The organism is Arcanobacterium sp. (ex Cirak et al. 2026) (assembly GCF_053585065.1).
In genome coordinates this window covers 45,428-67,135 of record NZ_JBQJCE010000009.1, presented here as the reverse complement: position 1 = coordinate 67,135, position 21,708 = coordinate 45,428, and the positions used below count along the sequence as shown (strand labels likewise).

Below are 21,708 nucleotides of genomic sequence, written 5' to 3'. Positions count from 1 at the left end.
TATGAAGATTGCACCTTTGTCTGGTTTTCCCGAATGGCTACCGCAAGAACGAATCGTGGAACAGCGTGCCTTGGACACGCTCAGATCGACTTTTGAGCTCCACGGTTTCTGTGGAATTGAGACTCGTGCGGTAGAGCCCGTTTCTCGCCTCCTTGCGAAAGGCGAGACCTCGAAGGAAATCTACCTCCTTAACCGCTTGCAGGGCGGTGATTCACAGGATGCTGAACTCGGTCTCCACTTCGATCTGACGGTTCCGCTTTCTCGTTACGTGTTGGAAAACGCTGGAAAGCTCGATTTTCCGTTCCGTCGTTACCAGATTCAGAAGGTTTGGCGCGGTGAGCGTCCGCAGGATGGGCGTTTCCGTGAGTTTGTTCAGGCTGATGTCGATGTCGTTGGCCAAGACACCCTCGCTTTTCACCACGAGGTGGAGTTGCCGCTGGTTATGGTTGATGCTCTCTCGAAGCTTCCAATTCCACGCGTTGTGATTCGCGCATCGAACCGCAAGGTTGCTCAGGGATTCTTTGATGCTATTGGTCTTGAAGATATAGAAGAGACGCTGCGAATCGTCGATAAACTGGACAAGATTGGCCCTACTGGAGTGGCAGCCACCTTGGCACAGAACGTCGGTGCAAGTGAGGAACAAGCACAGCTTGCTCTCAAGCTGGCTCACATCGGCGGCACGGATGCTCGCGTTGCCGACGAAGTGCTTGCTCTTGGGTTCCGTAATGACCTCCTTGACGAAGGACTTGATGAACTCGTGCGCTTAATCGAGGGCGCGAATGAACTCATTGAGGGTTCGGTTGTTGCTGACCTGTCAATTGCACGTGGCCTGGATTATTACACTGGCTCGGTCTACGAATCCACCCTTGTTGGACATGAAGATTTGGGCTCTGTGTGTTCAGGTGGACGCTATGATTCTCTCGTCAGTGATGGCAAGCGAACTTTCCCGGGCGTGGGGCTCTCCATCGGAGTGTCACGTATCCTTGCTCGCGTCATTGGAAAGGAACTCGTTGGCGCTTCGCGAAAGGTTCCCACTGCTGTTCTTATCGCTGTGAACAATGAAGGTGAACGAGCTCATGCGGATAAGATCGCCATGAGTCTACGTGCACGAGGGGTGGCCACGGAAGTTTCCCCGAACACTCAAAAATTTGGCAAGCAGATTCGCTATGCAGAGCGTCGGGGGATTCCATTTGTATGGTTTACTCAGGAAAATAACGGTGTTCTCAGCGAGCAGGTCAAGGATATTCGTTCGGGCGAGCAGGTGAGTGCTGACCAACATTCGTGGATGCCGCCGGAACAAGACATGGTGGCACAGCTAGTGAGCCTGACCCATGAGTGAATTGCATCGCCCCAGCTCCGATCTTCTCGCATCTTTATATGTGCTTGAGGACACGCTGAAGCGCTTGCATTTCCCATTCACCCTTCGCAGTGCCGACGAAATCAGCGACATCGTCGCGGATTCACGTTCCCAGTTGCGTGACTATCTCATTCCGCGTCTCGAAAATCTCTCCGCTCCGTTAGTGTGTGTTGTCGGAGGATCGACGGGTGCGGGAAAGAGCACAATTGTCAATTCACTCGTCGGTGAAAGTGTTGTGCGGTCTAGCGCAATTCGTCCGACGACGCGTCGTCCAACACTTATCTTTCATCCTGATGATGCCGAAGCCTTTGCTGATGCCCGGATCTTGCCGGAACTTGCGCGAGTGAGTGGCGAGACTGACGAGCACTCTTCCCTGGCACTTGAACTGGTTTCATCGCAGGCGATTCCCGTAGGTTTAGCGTTGCTTGACTCTCCGGATATTGATTCCGTCGTTGAGGAGAATCGTCAGCTGGCTTCACAGCTCCTGGCGGCAGCAGATTTGTGGATCTTTGTGACCACAGCAGCGCGATACGGGGATGCAATTCCATGGGTGATTCTAGGAGAAGCTGCTGAACGTAATATCGTTCTGGGTATCGTTCTCAATCGTGTACCACCAGGCGTCGGGGCGGACGTCCGCTCGGATCTTGTCTCGCGTCTCGAAAAACGCGCATTGGCACGTGCTCCTTTGTTTATGATTGCCGAACAACAGCTGGAAGATGGCCGACTTGCACATGCTGATATTGAATCAGTCCGTCGCTGGTTGATGACCATCGCTGACGACGAGGCTGCGCGAGCAAGTGTCGTCCGCCAAACTCTTTACGGCGCAGTTCAGGCTCTTTCTGGGTATGCATCAACTATTCTCGATGGATATGGACATCAGCTTGCCACCCGCGATGCTTTGCGCTGGGACATCGATTCTGCTTTTGCGACGGCTGACGAACAGTTTGCACAGACTTTAGTTGATGGAACCCTTCTTCGCGGCGAGGTGCTTTCTCGTTGGCAGGATGTAGTGGGAACAGGGGAGTGGATGCGACGGCTCGAAGGCGGAGTAAGCGCAATGCGTGATCGTCTTTCTTCCTACTTCACAACTCGGACGAATCCCCCGACCACTCAGATAGAGTCCGCAATCGACGACGGCCTGATCGCATTGCTTGTGGAACGAACCGAGGCAGCAATTGCACAGGTACTTCGAGCGTGGGAGTCCGTGGGGGTTGCTGAGACGTTGGTCAAATATGTGCATGAGAATCTACGTGACAGATCCGAGCGTGAGGCTGTAGCTGCTGACCTCATTCACGATTGGCGCGGAGATATCCTTGAGATTGTGCGTGAGCAGGGCACACGAAAGAAAACAATGGCACGAGCACTTGCAACGTCTGTGAATGCAGTGGGAGTAGCACTGATCATCGTCGTCTTCGCCTCGACAGGAGGACTTGTTGGCGGTGAGATCGCTGTGGCGGGTGGTACTGCCGTTGTTGCACAAAAGCTGCTCGAAGCGATTTTCGGTGAGGATGCCGTTCGAAGACTTGCGCAACGAGCAAAGAAATTGCTCAATGATCGCGTTGAAAATTTTGTGAGGACAGATCGTCGTATTTTTGACGACGCGCTCGAATCCCTAGATATTTCTCAAGAGATCAAAAAGGAGTTAGAGGCTGCATTTGCACAGATTAACAGGGAAGGAAAAATTCGATGACATGCGTCGCTGAAGGAATCGGTGCGCTTCGAAATGCCCTTGATGTGGGCGAGGGTTTTCTTCCCCAGGAAATCATCGACGAAGCCTTGAAAGTTCTCGAGCTTTCCGTTACTCGTACTCAAGTGGGAGACGACATCTGTGTGATCGCTTTCGCGGGAGGAACCGGATCTGGAAAATCCGCTCTTGTCAACGCGATTGCAGGAGAACCGCTTGCACAGGTTGCTCCTTTGCGCCCCACGACATCTGATCCGATGGCTGTGATGAATGTCCATGAACCAGCATTACTTAACTGGCTCGACATCCGTCGTCGCCACGTCCGTCCGATGCTGGGGGAGCGTTTTTCCACAACTGGGAAAATTATGTTGGTTGATCTTCCCGATATCGATTCGATGCAGATAGAAAACCAACGCAAAGCACGCGAAATTATCGATCGTGCCGATGTCACTGTGTGGGTGTTAGATCCCCAGAAATACGCTGATGCCGTAGTTCACGAAGACTATCTCTCCCAGTTGCGCGAACACTCTGAGTCACTTGTTGTCGTTTTGAATAAAGTGGACATGCTCGATCCCGACGAACGTCAATATGTTGAAAGAGACGTTGCTCGGCTAGTGACTGACGATGGGGTTAGCGTTCGCGTTCTGCCTGTGTCCGTGGCGAGTGGGGAAGGTCTAGTTGAGCTTTCCCGGTTACTCGGAGCAAAAGTGAAGGCAGCCGATGCTCAGCGAACCAAGATCGCAGCGGATCTGCGCATGATGTCAAATAGAATCAGTGCAACCATCGTTGCAGATCATGGCAAATATGAACTGGCACCGATGCCATCTTTTTCTCCTGTCGCACATGCTGTGGCGCAAGCAAGCGGCGCTGAAACTGTGGCACGGGCTGCGGGCGGATCGTATCGTATTCGTGCAAGTTTGAGAACAAGTTGGTGGTTTACACGGTGGTTCCATCAGCGTCGTGATCCTCTGAAAATTTTGCGTTTGGACACACCGATGGGCAAAGTCGCTCCCACGACGGGCCTGATTCCTTCTCCAGGCTATCTTGCAGCCGCTGAGGGTGAAGGCCGACGGTTCTGCGCCCGTGCCACTGAGGGAATGCCGAGGATGTGGGCACGTGAAGTACAGACACAGGGACAGCACCATCTCGAACAGTTTCTTTCTCGGATCGACACATTGCTCGCTAGCGTGAATGTCGAGCCTGACCGGACGCCGATCTGGTGGCGCGTCGCTAACGTTATGCAGTGGCTGTTTGCGTTTGTAGCGATCACAGGTTATCTCTGGCTCGGACTGAAAATTTTTGGTCCGACCCTGGGCCTATTCTTGCCGGACCCTGCGCGACTGGGAATTTTTGAGGTGCCATTACTTCTGTGCATTTTTGGAATGGCCGTTGGCCTTATCTTGAGCATATGTGGTGCATTTTTTGTTCGACGTGGGGAAGCGAAGGTTGAGCGCCGTGTACGGGCGCGGATCGAGAATGCTGTCCTTCATGCATCTGAGGATATTGTCCTTGAGCCGCTTGTTCATGAGCGCCATGTGTATAAGGGATTTGTGGACGCCATGATAATCATGGGGAACGTCAAGGCCTAAGCAAGAGAAAACGAGTCGCCGGCTTCCGCAGTGGGAAACCGGCGACTCGTCACTTACCTAGCGCCCTTTTCGAAAATCGCCCTTGCGAAAGCCATTCTTGCGAAAGCTTCCGCGTTCGTTCGATTTCCGTCGATCGCCGAAGGCACGATCAGCACGTGCTTTTCGGAATTCGTACGGATCTCGAGCGGAACGTTCACGATCTCGTCGAGATTGCTGATCAGGGTCATCAATGTAGTCACGGATGGGACGTCGGTCAAAATCATCGCGGTTCTTCCGATGCCCGAAGCTGCCGTCACGCTTGTTGAAACCGCCGTCACGCTTGAATGAGCCCCGTGTGCCCTTTGCAGGGCCGTGATCTTTGCGAATGCCCAGCTCACGTCCAGAAACCTGTGCACGGGAGATTTTAGAGATTGTGCGTTCATCAAGCTCATGTGCAATCTCGACCAGCGAGAAGGTGGGGTAGATATCAATCTTGCCCAGCTGAGAACCTGTAAGGCCACCTTCATTCGTCAGAGCGCCCACGATAGCCCCTGGAGCTACGCCATCCTTCTTACCAACTTCGACGCGATACATTGTTCCGTTATGTGCAAAGGTTTTACGTCCGCCCTTGTCACGTCCGCGGCCATTACGTTCAGTACGTAAACGCTCATCGCGCCCCCCACGGATGGACAGATGCTCAGGCTCGTCATCGCCACGAGGTCCAGGGTCGCGCACTCCCATCGCGATCAGACCGTATGCAAGTTGCTCCAGGCTCATGGGGGACTCAGAGTCAGCTTGATGCGTAAGGAACTCTTCGATTGCTTTTTCGTAGACCGACAGACGCCCAACATTGACGCGTTCGATCGCAGATTCGATCAGCCGGCTTGCGCGAAGTGCAGAGACCTGTGCAGGGGTTGGAAGATCCACTTCTTCCATCTGGGCACCAGTTGTTTTTTCAATACGATGCAGACGGAACTTTTCCTTTGGCGTGACGAATGTCAGTGACGTTCCTTCGCGACCTGCACGTCCAGTGCGGCCGATACGATGCACGTAGGTATCAATTTCTTTGGGGACATCGTAATTGACGACGAGACCGATGCGTTCGACGTCGAGGCCACGCGCGGCGACGTCGGTCGCAACGAGGACATCGATGGAACCTTCACGGAGACGATTGACGAGTTTTTCGCGATCTTTTTGAGCAACGTCGCCAGAGAGGGCGGCAGCTTGGACACCGCGTGTTGAAAGTTCGATCGTCAGGTCTTCCGCGGTTGCACGGGTACGTACGAATACGAGCGCAGCATCAGCCTCGGTGGTAGCGAGGACTCGGGCCAACGCGCCAGTCTTATGCCGTGACGGAACCACTGCGTAAGTCTGGTGAATCGTATCGGTTGTTGACGCCGGACGCGTCACCGTGACTTCGACAGGGTCACTCATATGCTCTTGGGCAACCTGACGGATTGAGGAAGGCATAGTTGCGGAGAACAGAGCAGTAATGCGTTCCTTCGGCAAGGATGTCGCAATGGTATCGACGTCTTCTGCGAAGCCCATACGCAACATTTCGTCGGCCTCGTCAAGCACGAAGTACGTCACATGCGAGAGGATTAGTGCCTTGCGTTCAATGAGATCCATGATACGGCCGGGCGTTCCGACAACAACTTGTGCGCCGCGCTCAAGAGCCCGTAATTGTGGCCCGTAGGGCGAACCACCGTAGACAGAGACGACTTCGAGTCCGCCAGTTTTTGCAGCGAACGTCGAGATTGCATCGGCACCCTGCATCGCAAGTTCGCGAGTTGGAGCGAGAACAAGTGCCTGGACTTCGTCTTTTTCCGCATCAACGTGGGTTAGAAGCGGAAGGCCAAAGGCGGCGGTTTTTCCTGTTCCGGTTTGTGCAACACCGATGACGTCATGGCCAGTAAGGAGATGCGGAATGGCCTGTTCTTGGATTTCGGTGGGCTGTGTAAAACCGAGTTCGGTCACAGCCTGAAGAAGGTTTTCGGGCAGGGAAAGTTCAGAAAATGTGGTCACAAAAATATCCAATCTGGGGAATCGGCCCCTTGGCCATCCCCGGAAAACACATCTGAACTAGTGGGGCAAGGCCGTTCTTCCAGCCTACTTGTTTTCTTCGTTATCTGGAGAGGTTGGCGTGGTGCTTTCGGACACAACATCGCCGTGCTGGTATGCGTTCGGTGTAGCAGTGACTCCGGTGGCACAGGACTCGTCGCTCGATTCAGCAGAGGGAGGATCTTCCAAACCGAGTCGTCGTGAGACAACAAGACCTGCTAATAGCAGAACTAACATCGAACAAATTGCAGTAAGAAATGCCCAATGACCGAGGTCGACTGTCATGGAAAATGCAATACCTGCATAAGCGATACACGCGGCCGCGCCCATATTGTCTGCGATTTGAGCTGCTGCAGAGATTTTGCCGTGACGGGATTTCGGCGTATATCCGAGAGCGAAAACGAGCAAGAGTGGGTAGGTCAATCCGGTGCCGAGGCCTGCGATGAGCCAGCCGACAATAACGAGAACCCCTGTGACTTCGTGGAAAGATCCAGCAATGGTGATTGCTGAACCGATGATCTGACAAATGACACCAATCGTGGGAATGCGTTTTCTGCGTTCTTCGCCTGCGCAACTTTGTAGATATGAGCCCAGAGCCCAAGTCACAGCGCCTGCGGCGAGCACGAGACCAGCACGTTTTGGACCCCAGTTGTGAACGTTCTTGAGCATAAGCGGTAGGTAAATCTCTACCGCGAAGTATGTGCCGTAAACGATTCCGCGAAGGAGAATAATCGAGGGCACCCCGCGTCGGGCAGACAGGGTTCCGGCAGGGACAAGCGGACGAACGAAAAAGAAAGCCGCAACCGAGCAAATCGCGATCATCGCAAGAGCCCAAGTTTTGAAACCGTCGTCGCCGAGTGTGCTGAGCATCTGCAAAGCGCCAACCGAAATTCCTACCAGAAGCGCGAACGTAAAAGTATCTCCCAATCGGAATCGTGCGCGCGGGTCATGAGTATCAGGGAACAGGCGGAGTTTCGACACAAGAAGTGGGAACATCCCCAAAAGAACAAGGGGGACAGCAGCGAAGACCACACGCCAATGAACATACTCGACAATGAGTCCAGCGACTGCCGGTCCGAGAAGCGACGGAACGACCCAGGCTGCCGCAAAGGTGGCAAAAAGTGAAGGTTGGCGGTCGCTTGGAATGTGGGCACCGACAAGGACAAAAAGCGGCACGACGACAAGACCCGATCCGAGTCCCTGAATAGCACGTCCGAGGACGACGACTTCAACAGTGGGTGCCACAGAAACAATGAGGAGACCACTAATAAATAAAGCAGCTCCGGTGAGCAACGGTTGATTCGGCCCACGATTGTCGGCCCATCGGCCAGCAAGCGCTGTGGTAATGAGCTGAGTTGTGAGAGTGATTCCCGAGGCCAGTGCGTAGAGGTTTTTCCCGTTGAGGAGATCAACCACATATGGCATCACAGTGGTCACTGCGATTGTTTCGAAAGCGATGAGCGAAATGAGAATGACGGATAAAAGCCTCAACCAGTATTCGCTCTGAGACTCGGTAAATTGTTGCTTATTACTCACAGAACCAATCGTTTCGCGAAAATGCCTCAAGGTGCAAGACCAACACGTATGAACCGCGGCACCGATTTTCCTCCGACTGAAGGCTTATTTCTCCATGTGTGAAGCTAAGACAAATGACCCGCCAACAACGACCATGCCACCGACGAGATTGCCCACTCCAGCCAGAAGAAGAGCGAGTGCGACATTCGACAAATGTGCTCCACCAGCTGAGTTCATCAGGGCAAGGGAGAAGATCGTCATGTTCGCAACCACGTGCTCAAAACCTGCCGCGACAAAGACTGTGATTGCCCACGCAATGACGATAATCTGAGCAACTTCATTCTTCATTCGGCCAATCGTCCAGATGGCGAGGCAGACCATAACATTACACATGACGGCGCGAAAAAAGATTTCTGGGGCACCCTTTGACAATTTGCCACTAACAACGGCATCAAGCATCTGCCAGTTTGCGGTTTTGTGGCCGAAGACATTGGATAGCGTGAAAAGCGCAGCCATAACAATCGAACCAACGAGATTGCCGATGAGCATGAAGACGATCAACCACGATGCCCGCGCAACGGTGACAGCTTTCTTCAACGCGGCGAGCGGCATAATCATCATTCCTGATGTTGCGAGTTCTCCGCCTGCAAATATTACGAGAACAAGTCCGATACCGAAGGTCAGCCCCATCATCAATCCAGAAACTGATGAACCCGCGACATAGAGTTTGGACACTGCGGCAAACATGATCAAACATCCGATTCCTACGAAAGCTCCCGCAAGTGAGCCCCCGACGAGATAACCGCCGGGATTATTCGCTTTCGCTGACTTTGCGAGGCCGACGTCGGCTTGCTGGGTGATGGATTCAGTGATTGTCACGGCAGTTCCTTCCGAAAAGTTGGTTAGCCTGATCATCTTAGTGTCAACATCGCTGGCTACGCAGGACTTCTGTCCGACGTGGATGCGCGTTTGAGGAGTGACTCACCTGTGTTCCAGAGAGAGGAGGACACGCAAGGGGCGTAAACTGGATGTTGCACTCCGCGCCCGTCTCGCGTGAAGTGCCGCCCGCTCGTCTCGCGGGTGTACACAAGATAAAAGGAGGACACGTGCTTCGCACGCGAATGGCAGGTTCCCTGCGCAAGGAAGATATCGGCTCCACAGTTACTCTCACAGGCTGGGTTGATCGTCGCCGTGATCATGGCGGCATCGCATTCATTGATTTGCGTGATGCTTCAGGCATCGCTCAGGTCACAGTACGCGAAGAGGTTGCACATGAGCTCCGTAACGAGTTTGTTGTGAAAGTTACGGGAGTCGTACGGGAGCGTCCGGAAGGCAATGCTAACCCGAATCTTCCCACTGGCGATATCGAACTTGAAACCGAAGAACTCGAGATCCTGAACCCTTCGGCGCCGCTGCCGTTCCAGGTGTCGGATCACGCAGAAGACGCCGGATCAGTTAACGAGGAAACGCGCCTGAAGTACCGTTATCTCGATCTACGTCGTTCGTACGAGCAGAAAGCAATTCGCCTGCGTGCGAAGGTGTCGCAAGCCGCGCGTCGCGTCCTCGACGGCCATGACTTCGTCGAGATTGAAACTCCGACTTTGATTCGCTCAACGCCTGAAGGTGCGCGTGACTTCATTGTTCCGGCTCGGCTTGCTCCAGGATCGTGGTACGCACTTCCTCAATCGCCACAGTTGTACAAGCAGTTGCTCATGGTTGCAGGTATGGAACGCTACTACCAGATCGCTCGTTGTTACCGTGACGAGGACTTCCGCGCTGATCGTCAGCCAGAGTTCACCCAGCTTGACGTTGAGATGAGCTTTGTCGAGCAAGAAGACGTAATGAAGGTTGCCGAGGACATCCTTACTGAGGTCTGGAGCCTGATCGACTACAAGATCGAGACGCCGATCCCACACATGACCTATAAAACAGCGATGGAGAAGTATGGTTCGGATAAGCCGGATCTGCGTTTCGGCCAAGAACTTGTCGACCTGACCGAATATTTCAAGGACACTCCGTTCCGTGTGTTCCAGAACGAGTATGTCGGTGCGGTTGTCATGCCAGGAGGCGCATCCCAGCCACGACGCACCTTCGATAAATGGCAAGAGTGGGCGAAGGCACGTGGGGCGAAGGGTCTTGCATATGTGACGGTTGCCGAGGACGGTACCGTAGGCGGCCCAGTCGCGAAGAATATTTCCGACGCCGAGCGCGAGGGTCTTCTCGAAGCGACAGGTGCAACCAATGGCGACTGCATCTTCTTTGCTGCGGGTGAGCCGACAGCGTCGCGCGAGTTGCTGGGTGCAGCTCGCCTTGAGATCGGCGAGCGTTGTGGCCTGATCAAGGAAGGCGAATGGGCATTCGTCTGGATTGTCGATGCTCCGTTATTCAAGCCGACGAAGGCGGCACAGGCCGAAGGTGATGTGGCGATTTCCGATGGTACCTGGACTGCAGTGCACCACGCGTTCACCTCACCCAAGCCGGAGTGGCTGGAGAAGTTCGATACAGATCCGGGCAATGCGCTTGCCTACGCCTACGACATCGTGTGTAACGGCAACGAAATCGGTGGAGGATCGATTCGTATTCACAGCCGCGAAGTACAAGAGCGTGTCTTCAAGGTGATGGGACTGGATGCTGAGGCTGCTCAGGAGAAGTTTGGTTTCCTCCTCGATGCCTTTAAGTTTGGTGCTCCGCCTCATGGTGGTATCGCTTTCGGCTGGGATCGTATCGTCTCGTTGTTGGTCGGTGCTAAGTCGATTCGCGACGTCATCGCTTTCCCGAAGATCGGCAACGGCTGGGATCCGCTTTCGGATGCTCCTGCACCGATTACAACTCAGCAACGTAAGGAGGCTGGCGTGGATGCCAAGCCGAAGAAATCGGGCGTGAAGAAGGAAGAAAACTGACTGCACACGATTCTGGCTATGCCTTTTGGCAAATGACTGTGCAAGGGCGAACGGGTGGTCGGGTTCTCTTTGAGGAATCTGACCACCAGTTCGGCGTGCGCTTAGAAGAAAAAGATGGCCAGCGTGAGTTAATCGCAGCGGGGGATCCTGACTCTGCGATTTCCGCTATCGCTCAGATTGGTGGAGATTGGCGTCCCGACATCACCACTATGACCACTGAGATCCGTGAAGCGTTGCCGGAAGATATGGCGCAATTTCTCGGTCCTGAATGGGGATATCGGTGGGAGTTTTGGTACGCGGATTCTCCGCTACAACCAGTCGCAGGCACCGAAAACGTTGTATTGCTCACTCACGGGAGTAACGATTTAGCTCAGTATGCCGATGATATTCGCGAGGCATTGGCTGCATCGAATCCCATTTCCGATGCCAATGAGTCTTTCGACAAGCTCTCGTGGTTTGTTGCGTTTGCTGAGGAAGGTTCTGTTGGGGCAGTAATGGGATGTGAAACCCATGTGGTTGGCGAACAGAGATTGGCTTACTTCCATGGTCTTGGCACTGTTCCGGCTTTTCGTGGACGCGGGTATGCGTCGACACTGATGGTTGCGGCGGTCAATATCGCTTTGGAATCCCATGACGCCATTTACTTTGGTATGTGGGCATGGAATGAGGGAGCATGTCGAATTTACTCACGTGTCGGACTGACGAATGGGGCTCATCTGATTGAAGGTCGTCGAGAACCCTTCATCGAGTTGGGCTGACACTATTCCGTCTCGCGTGGCATTGAGCTCGCGAGACGGAATTTTTCGTAGAACTTTTTCGCCCATCGTGGTGCCCACCAATTCCAGTTACCCATGAGAGTCATCAACGCTGGGACAAGTAGTAAGCGGACGATTGATGCGTCGAGGAAAACAATGATGGCTAGGGCGACTCCGATCTGCTTGATCGCCAGCATGTCAGCAAAAATAAAACCGACGAAAACCGCAATAATAATTGCTGCAGCAGACGTAATGATGCGCCCAGAATGTTGAAGCCCGAGTTCCACGGCTCGGTCATTTGAGTTCCCCTTATCCCACATCTCTTTCACGCGTGCAAGCAAGAAGACTTCGTAATCCATCGCCAACCCAAAACCGAAAGCGAAACTCAACGTCACAACGAATGTCTGAAGTCCTCCAACGGTAGGCAGTCCGAATAGCCCGTACTCGAAGAGTGATACGGTGATTCCCATCCCCGCTATCAAAGAGAATGAATTAATGATGAGTGCTTTGAGCGGAGCGATAAACGAGCCAGTCATGAAGAACAGCAAAATCAGTACTGAGACAGTCATCATGGCGATTGCTCCTGGGGCTGCACTGAGCACAGCTGTGTTGAAGTCTGCTTGCATCGCTGCTGCGCCACCGACGTCGGCGCGTGGGAATGTTGAACGCAAGGCGGTCACGACGTCGGCCACTTTCGCGCCGACGGGATCCAACGCGTTGACATAAACATCAACTGCTTGTCGATGATCGAGCTGACGGGGAGCACCGATCTGTGTGACTCCGTCTATCGCTGCCAGTTGTTGTATTGGTGCCTCTTCACCGCGAGGAAAGAGAATTGTTGCCTCGGGTGTGCGTAGGAGCGGATATCGATCTTGGATTTCCTGATACCCGACGAGAACAGAGGAATTCTGGGGAACGTTTTCGATGAAGGACGAACGCATTTGCAGCGAGGCAATTGGCAAGGCAGCAATGATCAGTAATGTCACCGTTGAAAGCAATACTGGCCACGGGTGGGCGTGGACTTTTGCTGCAATGCGGGAGAAGACTCCGTCATCGCTTGTGCGATCACCCGTGCCTTTCACAAACTTTCCTAAATGAGGGATTCGAGTCAGAATCGATGGACGAACGAGCCGCTGACCGAGGAGAACAATCAATGCTGGCAAGAGTGTCAATGCTGATGCCACCGCGATGAAAGTGACAAGCATAGCCCCGGCGCCGATCATCTTGATCATCGGGGGAGCCATCGTGAGTAAACCAGAAATGGAGACGATAATGGTCAGTGCGGAGTAGGCGATTGTACGCCCAGAAGTCGTGATCATGGCAGTGACGGCAGTGTGCACAAGATGATGAACGTCGTCGGGGAGGTCACCGGTGGTGAGGGAATATCCATGTCGAACTAATTCCTGGCCGACCTCTTCTCGGAAACGCGAGACCATCAACAGTCCGTAGTCGATTGAGAGTGCGAGGCCGATGATGGATAAAACATTGAGGATATAGGAATCCACTGTGGTAGCGAACGTCAATCCCCACACTTCGCCCATACCAATCACGATCGACACTATTGCAGTTACGAGAGGTAATCCGGCGGCAAGTAGCCCGCCAAAGATAACAATCAGTAAGACGAGTGCTGTTGGCAATCCGATTGCTTCACCCGTCACGAGATCCTGTGTCACCTGTCCGAGTACGGCATGTTCAAACAGGTGCGGAGAGACAGCACGTGCATGAGCTGGAGCAATTGTCCGAGCAAATGTGTTGACCGCGTCGAGCACGCGCGGTTCGTCATCAGGGTGGTCATAAGTGATGACGACGGCGTATCCATCTGCACTCATCAAATCAGCACTTGGATCACGCAACTGGGCGGTTTTTTCTTCAGTAGTCGCCCGGTTGCGCTGGTCAATCTTCGCATGCGCGAATTTTTCAGCAACGATAAGCGGATCCGTCACTTGGCCGTGTGGCTCGACCTTGTGTCGCAATTGAGCTAACGCTTCTCGCGATTCTTGCGCGGATGTGCCGGTGACGGAAATAAGCACTCGATGCCCAGATTCTTCGTTTGTTGCTTGAGCAACGATGTCGGACTGAGAGCCAGGGACAAGTGACGTGGTGGTTGCCATTCGCGTAAAAAGTCCACCAGCACCGAAACCCCATACTGCAGCGAGTAATGCAAGAGCAACGAAGGCGACCCACGCTGCCACCATTGATCGAGGGAATCGATCAACAATCCGAGCGATACCTGTGAACATATTTCTATCGTGGCACTGCGGCAGCAAGGAGAATAGCAGTTTTCTTAAGGGCGAACGCGTCACGTCAATGACGTGGTTTCAACTGATGTTGGGCGTGGGAAACCCCTACGATGGGTGTGTGGATCTTTTTGAAAGTGCAATAATTAACGACGTCGGGACACCCGATCATTCGCATGCGCCTCTCGCAGTGCGAATGCGTCCACGGACGATTGCTGAGGTGGTTGGACAGGAACATTTACTCGGTCCTGGACAACCGCTGACACGGATGATCGAAGGTGATGCGTCAGCCGCGTCTTCAATATTTTTATGGGGTCCGCCGGGGATTGGGAAGACCACACTCGCCTATCTCGTCGCCAGAGCAGGTAATCGGCGCTTTGTCGAGATCTCCGCTGTTTCTGCTGGTGTGAAAGATGTGCGCAACGTGATCGAGGACGCAAAGCGCCACTTGATGACCGACGGGCAAGAAACTGTCTTGTTTGTTGACGAAGTTCATCGGTTTTCCAAAACGCAGCAGGATGCCCTGTTACCGGCAGTCGAAAATCGCTGGGTTGTTCTCATTGCGGCAACCACACAGAACCCATCCTTTTCTGTTATCTCTCCGCTGCTCTCGCGTTCCCTCTTACTCACGCTTCATCCGCTCGGTTCCGACGACGTCGGGCTGCTGATCGATCGGGCGCTTGCTGACGAACGAGGCTTGTCCGGTTGCGTCACGCTTGACGCCGACGCTCGTGAGGCAATCATCCGGCTTGCGGGAGCTGACGGGCGGCGGTCGCTGACAATTCTTGAAGCAGCCGCAAGCGGCGGGGGAGCGCATGTGACTCTCGCCGATGTCGAAGCGGCGGTTGACGTTTATGCTGTGCGTTACGATCGTGACGGTGATCAACACTACGACGTTATTTCGGCTTTTATTAAATCGATACGGGGTTCGGACGTGGACGCTGCAATGCACTACCTTGCCCGTATGCTTGAGGCCGGCGAAGATCCGAGATTTATAGCTCGACGATTGATGATCTCAGCAGCGGAAGATATTGGAATGGCTGATCCATCTGCGCTTCAAACAGCAACTGCAGCGGCTCAATCGGTAGCTCTCGTGGGTATGCCAGAGGCACGAATTATCCTTGCCGAGGCTGTGGTACACCTGGCAACAGCCCCGAAATCGAACCGTGCATATCTGGCGATTAACAAGGCAATCGCCGATGTTCGGGCTGGAAAAGTCGGGCAAGTACCGGTGCATTTGCGTGATCAAAGTGTGAAGGCATCAAAGATTGCTGCTGCGCAGACTGGACATAACACGAACTATATTTACCCGCATGACTTACCCAATGGTGTTGCAACGCAACAGTATCTTCCGGATGAATTGCGTGGGACTGTTTATTACGAGCCGCTAGAGCGAGGCTTCGAGGCACAGATCACGGAGCGAATGGCGAAGATCCAGCATATTTTGAACGGATAGTGCTATAGTTATCGGGTTGCTCATGCAACACCTGGGGTCTTAGCCCTTGTGGTTGGCCCCGCGTTTCGCTGAAATCCGGTGAAATGTGCCAAGAAGTCGACAGGAGAAACATGTCTTCGAAGAACCGCGCACGCAAGTCTGTGCGCATGTCCCGTGCCCTCGGCATTGCTCTGACCCCTAAGGCTGAGCGCTACATGCAGCGCCGCCCGTACCGTCCAGGTGAGCATGGCCGTGGCCGCGTCAAGGATTCCGATTACTCGATCCGTTTGAAGGAGAAGCAGCGTCTTCGTGCCCAGTACGGCATTCGCGAAGCTCAACTCCGCAAGATCTGGAATGAAGCCCGTAAGATGGAAGGTATGTCGGGTGAGAACCTGATGGCTCTTCTAGAATCGCGTCTTGATGCGCTCGTTCTTCGCGCTGGTTTCGCTCGTACGATCGCCCAGGCTCGTCAGATTGTGGTTCATGGCCATATCCTCGTTGACGGCAAGCACGTTGATCGCCCGTCGTTCCGTGTTAAGCCTGGCCAGGTTGTTCAGGTTAAGCCGAAGTCGCAGACCTCGCCGATGTTCCTTGCCGCTGCTCAGGGTCAGCATGCTGACGTTCTGCCAGCTGTTCCTGAGTACATCAAGGTTGATCTTGAGAAGCTGCGTTTCGAGTTCGTCCGTCTCCCACTGCGTCCGGAAATCCCGGTCACCTGCGAGATTCAGATGGTCGTCGAGCACTACTCGCGCTGATCATCACTTCGCAACGCGCCGCGGTTCACCGCGGCGCGTTGCTGTATTCAGGTAAACTATCATCCATGGAACCTGTGACTCTCGGACAGATTGCGGCGCTTATTGCAGCGCTCGCCTTCTTGGCTCTCGTGTATTTCATGATTCGACCCCTGAATAAGCTCTCTGGTGTACTTGATCGGCTTGCTGAATCACTGCGTGAACTCACGGAGCACACCCTGCCAGCGATTGACGAAGCAGCTCAGACAGTTGCTGGCGCGAATAATCAAGTCGCTCGTTTGGATCAGATCACCGCAGCGGCTGCCCGAACCACAGAAGATATTTCCGCGATGACTACTCTCGTAACCTCCACCGTCGGAGCGCCGTTTATCGCTCTACGAAAGGGAGCAGCGAAAGTGAAAACTACTTTCTCTCACCGCGAAGAGAATCAGGAAAACTAAGGAAGAGAATGCGTACAGCTGAAATCCGCCGTCGTTGGCTTGAGTACTTCGACAAGCACAACCATAAGATCGAAGATTCAATCTCGCTTGTTTCACCAGATCCATCGATCCTGTTCACGATTGCAGGAATGGTGCCGTTCATTCCATACATTATCGGCACGGAGAAAGCCCCATACCCGCGTGTGGCATCAGTACAGAAATGTATTCGGACGAACGATATCGAAAACGTCGGTCGTACAACTCGTCACGGCACCTTTTTCCAGATGTGCGGCAACTTCTCTTTCGGTGATTACTTTAAAGAAGGTGCTATTGATCTGGCGTTTGGCCTGCTCACATCATCGGTTGATGAAGGTGGTTATGGTTTAGAGATTGATCGCCTGTGGGTCACCATCTGGGAAGAAGATGATGTTGCTTTTGACGCCCTTGTCAAAGTTGGTGTTGATCCGAAACACATCGTCAAGCTCAAGCGTGAAGAAATCTTCTGGTCCACGGGTCAGCCGGGTCCGGCAGGTCCGTGTGCAGAGATTCACTACGACCGTGGCCCAGCTTACGGCTCCGAAGCTGTCGGAGGCACTGTTGATCCGGGCGGCGATCGCTACTTGGAAATCTGGAATCTGGTGTTTGACCAGTTCCTGCGCGGTGAAGGCGAAGGCAAGGATTTCCCTCTTCTGGGAGATCTTGACCAAACGGCGATCGATACGGGTGCAGGCTTGGAGCGTCTAGCATTTATTTTGCAAGACAAGCCGAATATGTACGAAACTGACCAGGTTTACCCGGTCATTGAGGCGACAGAGAAGCTGACTGGCAAGAAGTACGGCGACAATGCCGACGACGACGTACAGATGCGTGTCATTGCTGACCATGTGCGCTCGGCACTGATGCTGATCTGCGACGGCGTCACCCCAGGAAATGACGGTCGTGGCTACGTGCTCCGTCGTCTGATTCGCCGCTCTGTTCGTTCGGTTCGTCTTCTGGGCTATGACGATGTGGCACTTCCTGTTCTCCTGACAGCGTCGAAGGATGCGATGAAAGAGTCCTACCCTGTACTTGAGGCAGAATTTGATCGTATTTCTCGGGTTGCATACGGCGAGGAAGACACATTCCGCCGTACTCTCAATCAAGGCACGCAAATTTTTGATGCTGCCGTAGCGAAGGCGTCCAAGGCAGGCGTTCCGCTGTCAGGTTCGGACGCATTCACTCTGCATGACACCTACGGGTTCCCAATCGATCTCACCCTTGAGATGGCCAGCGAAAAAGGTGTCAAGGTTGACGAAGGCGAATTCCGCGCACTCATGCAAGAGCAGAAGGATCGTGCTCGCGCCGATGCGCGTGCAAAGAAGACCGGTCACGTGGATGCCACCGTCTACCATGAAATCCAGGCGAAAGAAGGCGGTAATACCCACTTCCTTGGATACACGGATTATTCGGCAGACGGCAAAGTTGTCGCAATCTTGAAGGACGGACAGCCTGTTCCTGCTGCTGAAGCACCAGCCGAAGTCGATATTGTTCTGGATCAGACGCCATTCTGGGCTGAACAAGGCGGACAGCTTGCCGATCATGGAACAATTTCTGTGTCCGGCGGCGGCATGTTCGAAGTTGACGATGTACAGATGCCGGTGAAAGGGCTCTTCGTCCACCGCGGTACTCTGACAGAAGGTTCCATTGCGCTGGATGACTCAGTGTTCTCTCAAATCGATATTCAGCGTCGTAAAGAAATTGCGCGTGCCCACACGGCCACGCATATGGTTCACAAGGTTCTCCACGAGTACCTCGGCGAACAAGCGACCCAGGCAGGTTCTGAGAATTCACCGTCGCGTCTTCGCTTCGACTTCCGCCACGGAGAGTCTGTTCCGACAGCGACGATGCACGAAATTGAGGAGCGTACGAACCAGCGATTGCAAGAAAATCTTGCTGTCACAGATCAGATCATGAGTCTAGAAGACGCCAAGAAGTCGGGCGCAATGGCACTGTTTGGAGAGAAGTACGGAAAAGAAGTTCGTGTTGTCTCCATCGGCGGTGATTGGTCGCGCGAACTGTGTGCAGGAACGCACGTTCCTGAGACAGGCAATATTGGTCTTGTCTCGGTGCTCGGAGAATCGTCCATTGGTTCGGGTATTCGCCGTATCGAAGCTCTCGTTGGGCCAGGGGCCTATGCTCAAGGGGCTCGTGAGCGCGCTATGGTTTCGCACCTTGCATCCCTGACAAAGGTTCGCCCGGAGGAACTTCCTGAGCATATTGACTCGTTGCTCAATCGTCTTAAGGAAGCTGAGAAGCAAATTGCAGCACTTCGATACGATAAGCTCGCATCGACGTTCGATTCGCTTTTTGCTTCGCGTGTTCGAGTTGGTGGCGTCGACGCTGTGATCGCGAAGATTGGTGATGTGGCATCGGCAGACGAAGTTCGTACTGCAGCTACGGATCTTCGTGCACGCTTCGGTTCTGAGGCAGGAGTCGTCGCCCTTATCGGCGTGGCAAACGGACGTCCCTCGGTTGTTGTTGCGGTCAACGAAGCAGCTCAAAAGAATGGTGTGAAGGCTGGTGCCCTCGTTTCGCTTGCCGCCAAGACTCTCGGTGGCGGTGGCGGTGGCCGTCCTGACCTCGCTCAGGGAGGTGGTACGGATATCTCCAAGATTGATGTAGCACTTGAGACGATTCGGGGTGCACTTGCCTGAGTTTCGTCGGGGAGTGAGGATCTCGGTCGATGTTGGTATGGCACGCGTTGGCGTCGCCAAGTGCGACTCGGCCGGGATCCTCGCAACCCCTCTTGCTACGTTAGCCAGAGGGAAAAATGATTTCGGTCAAGTTGCTCGCTGGATCGATGAGTTTGACGCTATTGAAGTAGTGGTCGGGCTCCCTCTGAATATGGATGGAACTGAAGGAAAATCCGCTAAGGAATGTCGTAGATGGGCGCGACGTTTGTCTAAACGAGTGAATGTGCCTATTCGTCTCGTTGATGAACGGATGAGCACCGTTACGGCACATCGTCAGCTCCATGAAGCCGGGAGAGCTGAGATTTCTCATCGCGCAGTTATTGACCAAGTCGCGGCTGTCGTTATTCTTGAGTCGGCACTGCAATTTGAAAAGAACACAGGGCGCGAACCCGGTGAATTGATTGAAAGGACCAACGATGTCTGAATTCTTCGGTGTGGACTCTGGACACTCGCCAGGAGCCGGGCGACGTCGGGAACGTGCTCGTCGGCGTAAGATCAAGACAGCGATCGCTCTCTTTGTCACTGCGATGCTCGTCACCGGAGTCGGCTTCGCTGTGGTGCCGTGGGTGAAGCAGACCTTGATGTCAACGTCCGTTTCGGATTATACCGGTGAAGGGACAGGGGAAATCGTTGTCACCATTCCTGAAGGTGCTACTGGTACAGCGATGGGAAAGATTCTCCAGGAAAAAGGCGTCGTGAAGTCTGTTGCCTCTTTCGTTTCAGCCTTCAAAGAGTCTCCTCGCGCGGCACAGATTCAGCCTGGCTCCTATACAATGCGCAAGCAAATGTCGGGAGCGAGTGCAGTCGCTCGTCTTCTTGATCCAGCAGCGAAAGCGAACGCGGGTGTGACAGTTGTCGAAGGATTTACTGCCCGTCACGTATTTGAACGCATGGCCAACGTCATGCAGATTCCGCTTGAGGACATTGTTTCTGCATCGAAGGACGCTGCAGCGATTGGACTTCCGAGTGTTGCCAAGGGCAATATCGAAGGTTGGCTCTCACCTGCGACATATAATTTCGACCCGGGGACAACTCCCGCTCAGGCGCTCAAGAAGATGGTCGAACGGCGCATTAGTGAACTCGAAAAGCTAGGGATTTCCCAAGATCAGTGGCAACGTCAGCTCATTATTGCCTCGATCGTTGAACGCGAAGTCAGCTTTGAAAAGTATCGCGGTCAGGTTGCTCGCGTCATCCTTAACCGACTTGAGGATAAATCGGTCTCTCACGGACTGCTCCAGATGGACTCAACCGTTCTGTACGGTGTGGGAAAGAGTGGCGGCGTTCCGACAGCTGCCGATCTGAAGAATGATAACCCTTACAACACTTATCGCCATAAGGGTCTCCCACCTGCTCCGATTTCGAATCCGTCGATGGAAGTTATTCGTGATTCGATCAACCCTCCAGCAGGAAAATGGCTGTTTTTCGTCACCGTCGATCTCAATACGGGTGAGACAAAGTTCGCTGATAATCTCGATGAGCACAACGCGAATGTTGCGCAGTTCCGCAAGTGGCTTGAAGATCACCCACAGGATAAGAAGTGAGAATTGAGGTCGTTGGCCCGTCGCGATGGCGTGACTGCGTCATCGCGGCGCATCGGGCGACGGGAGTTGACGCCACTGGACGAGATGCCTCAATTTCCGAGGTTGCCGATATTATCCGACATGCGTCTGACGACGTCGTCGGTATCGAGTTTCATCCGAGTTTATGTTCCGCTGTCGCCGGCGTGACTGATCTTGACGATGGCCTTGCACGAGAGACATCGGTTCGTTCTGTGGTGGCGTTCCAACCGACGGGCAACGCGCGTATGGCAATCGGTTGTCAGTCGCTGACTTCCGGAATTGTGCGTGCAACTCGTGTTGCGAGTATCGAACTTGGCAGGACAGCGATCCTCGGTGGCCGAGAACTTGCCGCGAGCGCACTTGTGAGTGCGGTAGAACTCAAAGCACGCTCAATTTTTCTTGCACCCCTCAATTCGGCAGGACCGGGTTCAGCAATATCAGCAGCACACCGTTTAGGTCTCGATGTATCTGCCGTGCGTTTCGATGCGCTTATCGGTCGGCTTGACGAATTCGATTCGCTCATGATCTGCGGCACGATCCCGCAGGATTTGAATGCGCAGATACAGGACTGTGGGGTACCTGTCGTCCGTGTCGCTCCTGGTGAAGGAGGCGGTGTTCCGTATGAGGCAATCCTTGCTCGACAAATTGAAGATGCGCAACGGATCCTTACCGGAGTGAATCCCGATCTTAGCGTTATTGAAAAGATTGTGGAAAACTTTGCGACGTGATGGCGA

16 protein-coding genes are annotated in these 21,708 nt (G+C 53.7%); 12 read left to right on the top strand and 4 right to left on the bottom strand.

Annotation, left to right across the window (positions count from 1 at the left end; genetic code table 11):
* Position 1 precedes the first annotated feature (1 nt).
* The 3 genes from hisS to ACTOVJ_RS05945 are packed head-to-tail and all read left to right on the top strand — an operon-like array spanning position 2 to position 4,630.
* A complete protein-coding gene (gene hisS, locus ACTOVJ_RS05955; protein WP_449502175.1) occupies positions 2–1,339 on the top strand; it encodes a histidine--tRNA ligase in 1,338 nt (445 codons plus the stop codon).
* On the top strand, positions 1,332–3,047 hold the full coding sequence (locus ACTOVJ_RS05950; protein ID WP_449504131.1) for a dynamin family protein: 1,716 nt from the start codon (positions 1,332–1,334) through the stop codon (positions 3,045–3,047). Before hisS ends, ACTOVJ_RS05950 begins: the two co-directional genes overlap by 8 nt.
* Entirely contained in the window at positions 3,044–4,630 is a 1,587-nt protein-coding gene (locus ACTOVJ_RS05945; protein ID WP_449504130.1) for a GTPase, read from the top strand. Before ACTOVJ_RS05950 ends, ACTOVJ_RS05945 begins: the two co-directional genes overlap by 4 nt.
* Before the next feature lie 57 nt (positions 4,631–4,687).
* On the opposite strand, the gene ACTOVJ_RS05940 is transcribed toward ACTOVJ_RS05945, so the two are convergent.
* The 3 genes from ACTOVJ_RS05940 to ACTOVJ_RS05930 all read right to left on the bottom strand — a co-directional run bounded on the left by ACTOVJ_RS05940 (position 4,688) and on the right by ACTOVJ_RS05930 (position 9,064).
* Complete coding sequence (locus ACTOVJ_RS05940; RefSeq protein WP_449504129.1) at positions 4,688–6,634, bottom strand: DEAD/DEAH box helicase; 1,947 nt, start codon at positions 6,632–6,634, stop codon at positions 4,688–4,690.
* Positions 6,635–6,718: 84 nt separating this feature from the next.
* The gene (locus ACTOVJ_RS05935; protein WP_449502179.1) at positions 6,719–8,206 is read right to left on the bottom strand and encodes an MFS transporter; all 1,488 of its coding nucleotides are present in this window, start codon (positions 8,204–8,206) and stop codon (positions 6,719–6,721) included.
* Positions 8,207–8,290: 84 nt separating this feature from the next.
* On the bottom strand, positions 8,291–9,064 hold the full coding sequence (locus ACTOVJ_RS05930; protein ID WP_449502180.1) for a formate/nitrite transporter family protein: 774 nt from the start codon (positions 9,062–9,064) through the stop codon (positions 8,291–8,293).
* A 227-nt stretch (positions 9,065–9,291) separates the two neighbouring features.
* Between ACTOVJ_RS05930 and aspS the strand changes: the two genes are divergently transcribed.
* Both aspS and ACTOVJ_RS05920 read left to right on the top strand, forming a co-directional pair.
* Positions 9,292–11,085, top strand: coding sequence for an aspartate--tRNA ligase (gene aspS, locus ACTOVJ_RS05925; RefSeq protein WP_449502181.1), 1,794 nt, complete (start codon positions 9,292–9,294; stop codon positions 11,083–11,085).
* Positions 11,086–11,117: 32 nt separating this feature from the next.
* Positions 11,118–11,843: a GNAT family N-acetyltransferase gene (locus ACTOVJ_RS05920; RefSeq protein WP_449503149.1), complete on the top strand. Its 726-nt coding sequence runs from the start codon at positions 11,118–11,120 to the stop codon at positions 11,841–11,843.
* A gap of 2 nt (positions 11,844–11,845) precedes the next feature.
* On the opposite strand, the gene ACTOVJ_RS05915 is transcribed toward ACTOVJ_RS05920, so the two are convergent.
* Positions 11,846–14,080 (bottom strand): MMPL family transporter, encoded by a 2,235-nt coding sequence (locus tag ACTOVJ_RS05915; protein WP_449504128.1) that lies wholly within the window; start codon positions 14,078–14,080, stop codon positions 11,846–11,848.
* 118 nt (positions 14,081–14,198) lie between these two features.
* On the opposite strand from ACTOVJ_RS05915, the gene ACTOVJ_RS05910 reads away from it, so the two are divergent.
* The 7 genes from ACTOVJ_RS05910 to ACTOVJ_RS05880 all read left to right on the top strand — a co-directional run bounded on the left by ACTOVJ_RS05910 (position 14,199) and on the right by ACTOVJ_RS05880 (position 21,702).
* On the top strand, positions 14,199–15,533 hold the full coding sequence (locus ACTOVJ_RS05910; protein ID WP_449502240.1) for a replication-associated recombination protein A: 1,335 nt from the start codon (positions 14,199–14,201) through the stop codon (positions 15,531–15,533).
* 110 nt (positions 15,534–15,643) lie between these two features.
* The gene (gene rpsD, locus ACTOVJ_RS05905; protein WP_449502184.1) at positions 15,644–16,267 is read left to right on the top strand and encodes a 30S ribosomal protein S4; all 624 of its coding nucleotides are present in this window, start codon (positions 15,644–15,646) and stop codon (positions 16,265–16,267) included.
* A gap of 65 nt (positions 16,268–16,332) precedes the next feature.
* Positions 16,333–16,704, top strand: coding sequence for a DUF948 domain-containing protein (locus ACTOVJ_RS05900; RefSeq protein WP_449502185.1), 372 nt, complete (start codon positions 16,333–16,335; stop codon positions 16,702–16,704).
* An 8-nt stretch (positions 16,705–16,712) separates the two neighbouring features.
* Positions 16,713–19,376, top strand: a complete 2,664-nt coding sequence (gene alaS, locus ACTOVJ_RS05895) for an alanine--tRNA ligase (RefSeq protein ID WP_449504127.1) — start codon at positions 16,713–16,715, stop codon at positions 19,374–19,376.
* A 13-nt stretch (positions 19,377–19,389) separates the two neighbouring features.
* Positions 19,390–19,839, top strand: coding sequence for a Holliday junction resolvase RuvX (ruvX, locus tag ACTOVJ_RS05890; protein WP_449502187.1), 450 nt, complete (start codon positions 19,390–19,392; stop codon positions 19,837–19,839).
* Complete coding sequence (mltG, locus tag ACTOVJ_RS05885) at positions 19,832–20,956, top strand: endolytic transglycosylase MltG (protein ID WP_449504126.1); 1,125 nt, start codon at positions 19,832–19,834, stop codon at positions 20,954–20,956. The genes ruvX and mltG overlap by 8 nt, the downstream gene beginning before the upstream one ends.
* Complete coding sequence (locus ACTOVJ_RS05880) at positions 20,953–21,702, top strand: hypothetical protein (protein WP_449503145.1); 750 nt, start codon at positions 20,953–20,955, stop codon at positions 21,700–21,702. The genes mltG and ACTOVJ_RS05880 overlap by 4 nt, the downstream gene beginning before the upstream one ends.
* Positions 21,703–21,708: the final 6 nt, after the last annotated feature.

Bases quoted from the DNA above. Each gene is read 5' to 3' on its own strand.
- hisS (WP_449502175.1), top strand. From the start codon at position 2: ATGAAGATTGCACCTTTGTCTGGTTTTCCCGAATGGCTACCGCAAGAA.
- ACTOVJ_RS05950 (WP_449504131.1), top strand. From the start codon at position 1,332: ATGAGTGAATTGCATCGCCCCAGCTCCGATCTTCTCGCATCTTTATAT.
- ACTOVJ_RS05945 (WP_449504130.1), top strand. From the start codon at position 3,044: ATGACATGCGTCGCTGAAGGAATCGGTGCGCTTCGAAATGCCCTTGAT.
- ACTOVJ_RS05920 (WP_449503149.1), top strand. From the start codon at position 11,118: ATGACTGTGCAAGGGCGAACGGGTGGTCGGGTTCTCTTTGAGGAATCT.
- ACTOVJ_RS05915 (WP_449504128.1), bottom strand. From the start codon at position 14,080: ATGTTCACAGGTATCGCTCGGATTGTTGATCGATTCCCTCGATCAATG.
- rpsD (WP_449502184.1), top strand. From the start codon at position 15,644: ATGTCTTCGAAGAACCGCGCACGCAAGTCTGTGCGCATGTCCCGTGCC.
- ACTOVJ_RS05900 (WP_449502185.1), top strand. From the start codon at position 16,333: ATGGAACCTGTGACTCTCGGACAGATTGCGGCGCTTATTGCAGCGCTC.
- alaS (WP_449504127.1), top strand. From the start codon at position 16,713: ATGCGTACAGCTGAAATCCGCCGTCGTTGGCTTGAGTACTTCGACAAG.
- mltG (WP_449504126.1), top strand. From the start codon at position 19,832: ATGTCTGAATTCTTCGGTGTGGACTCTGGACACTCGCCAGGAGCCGGG.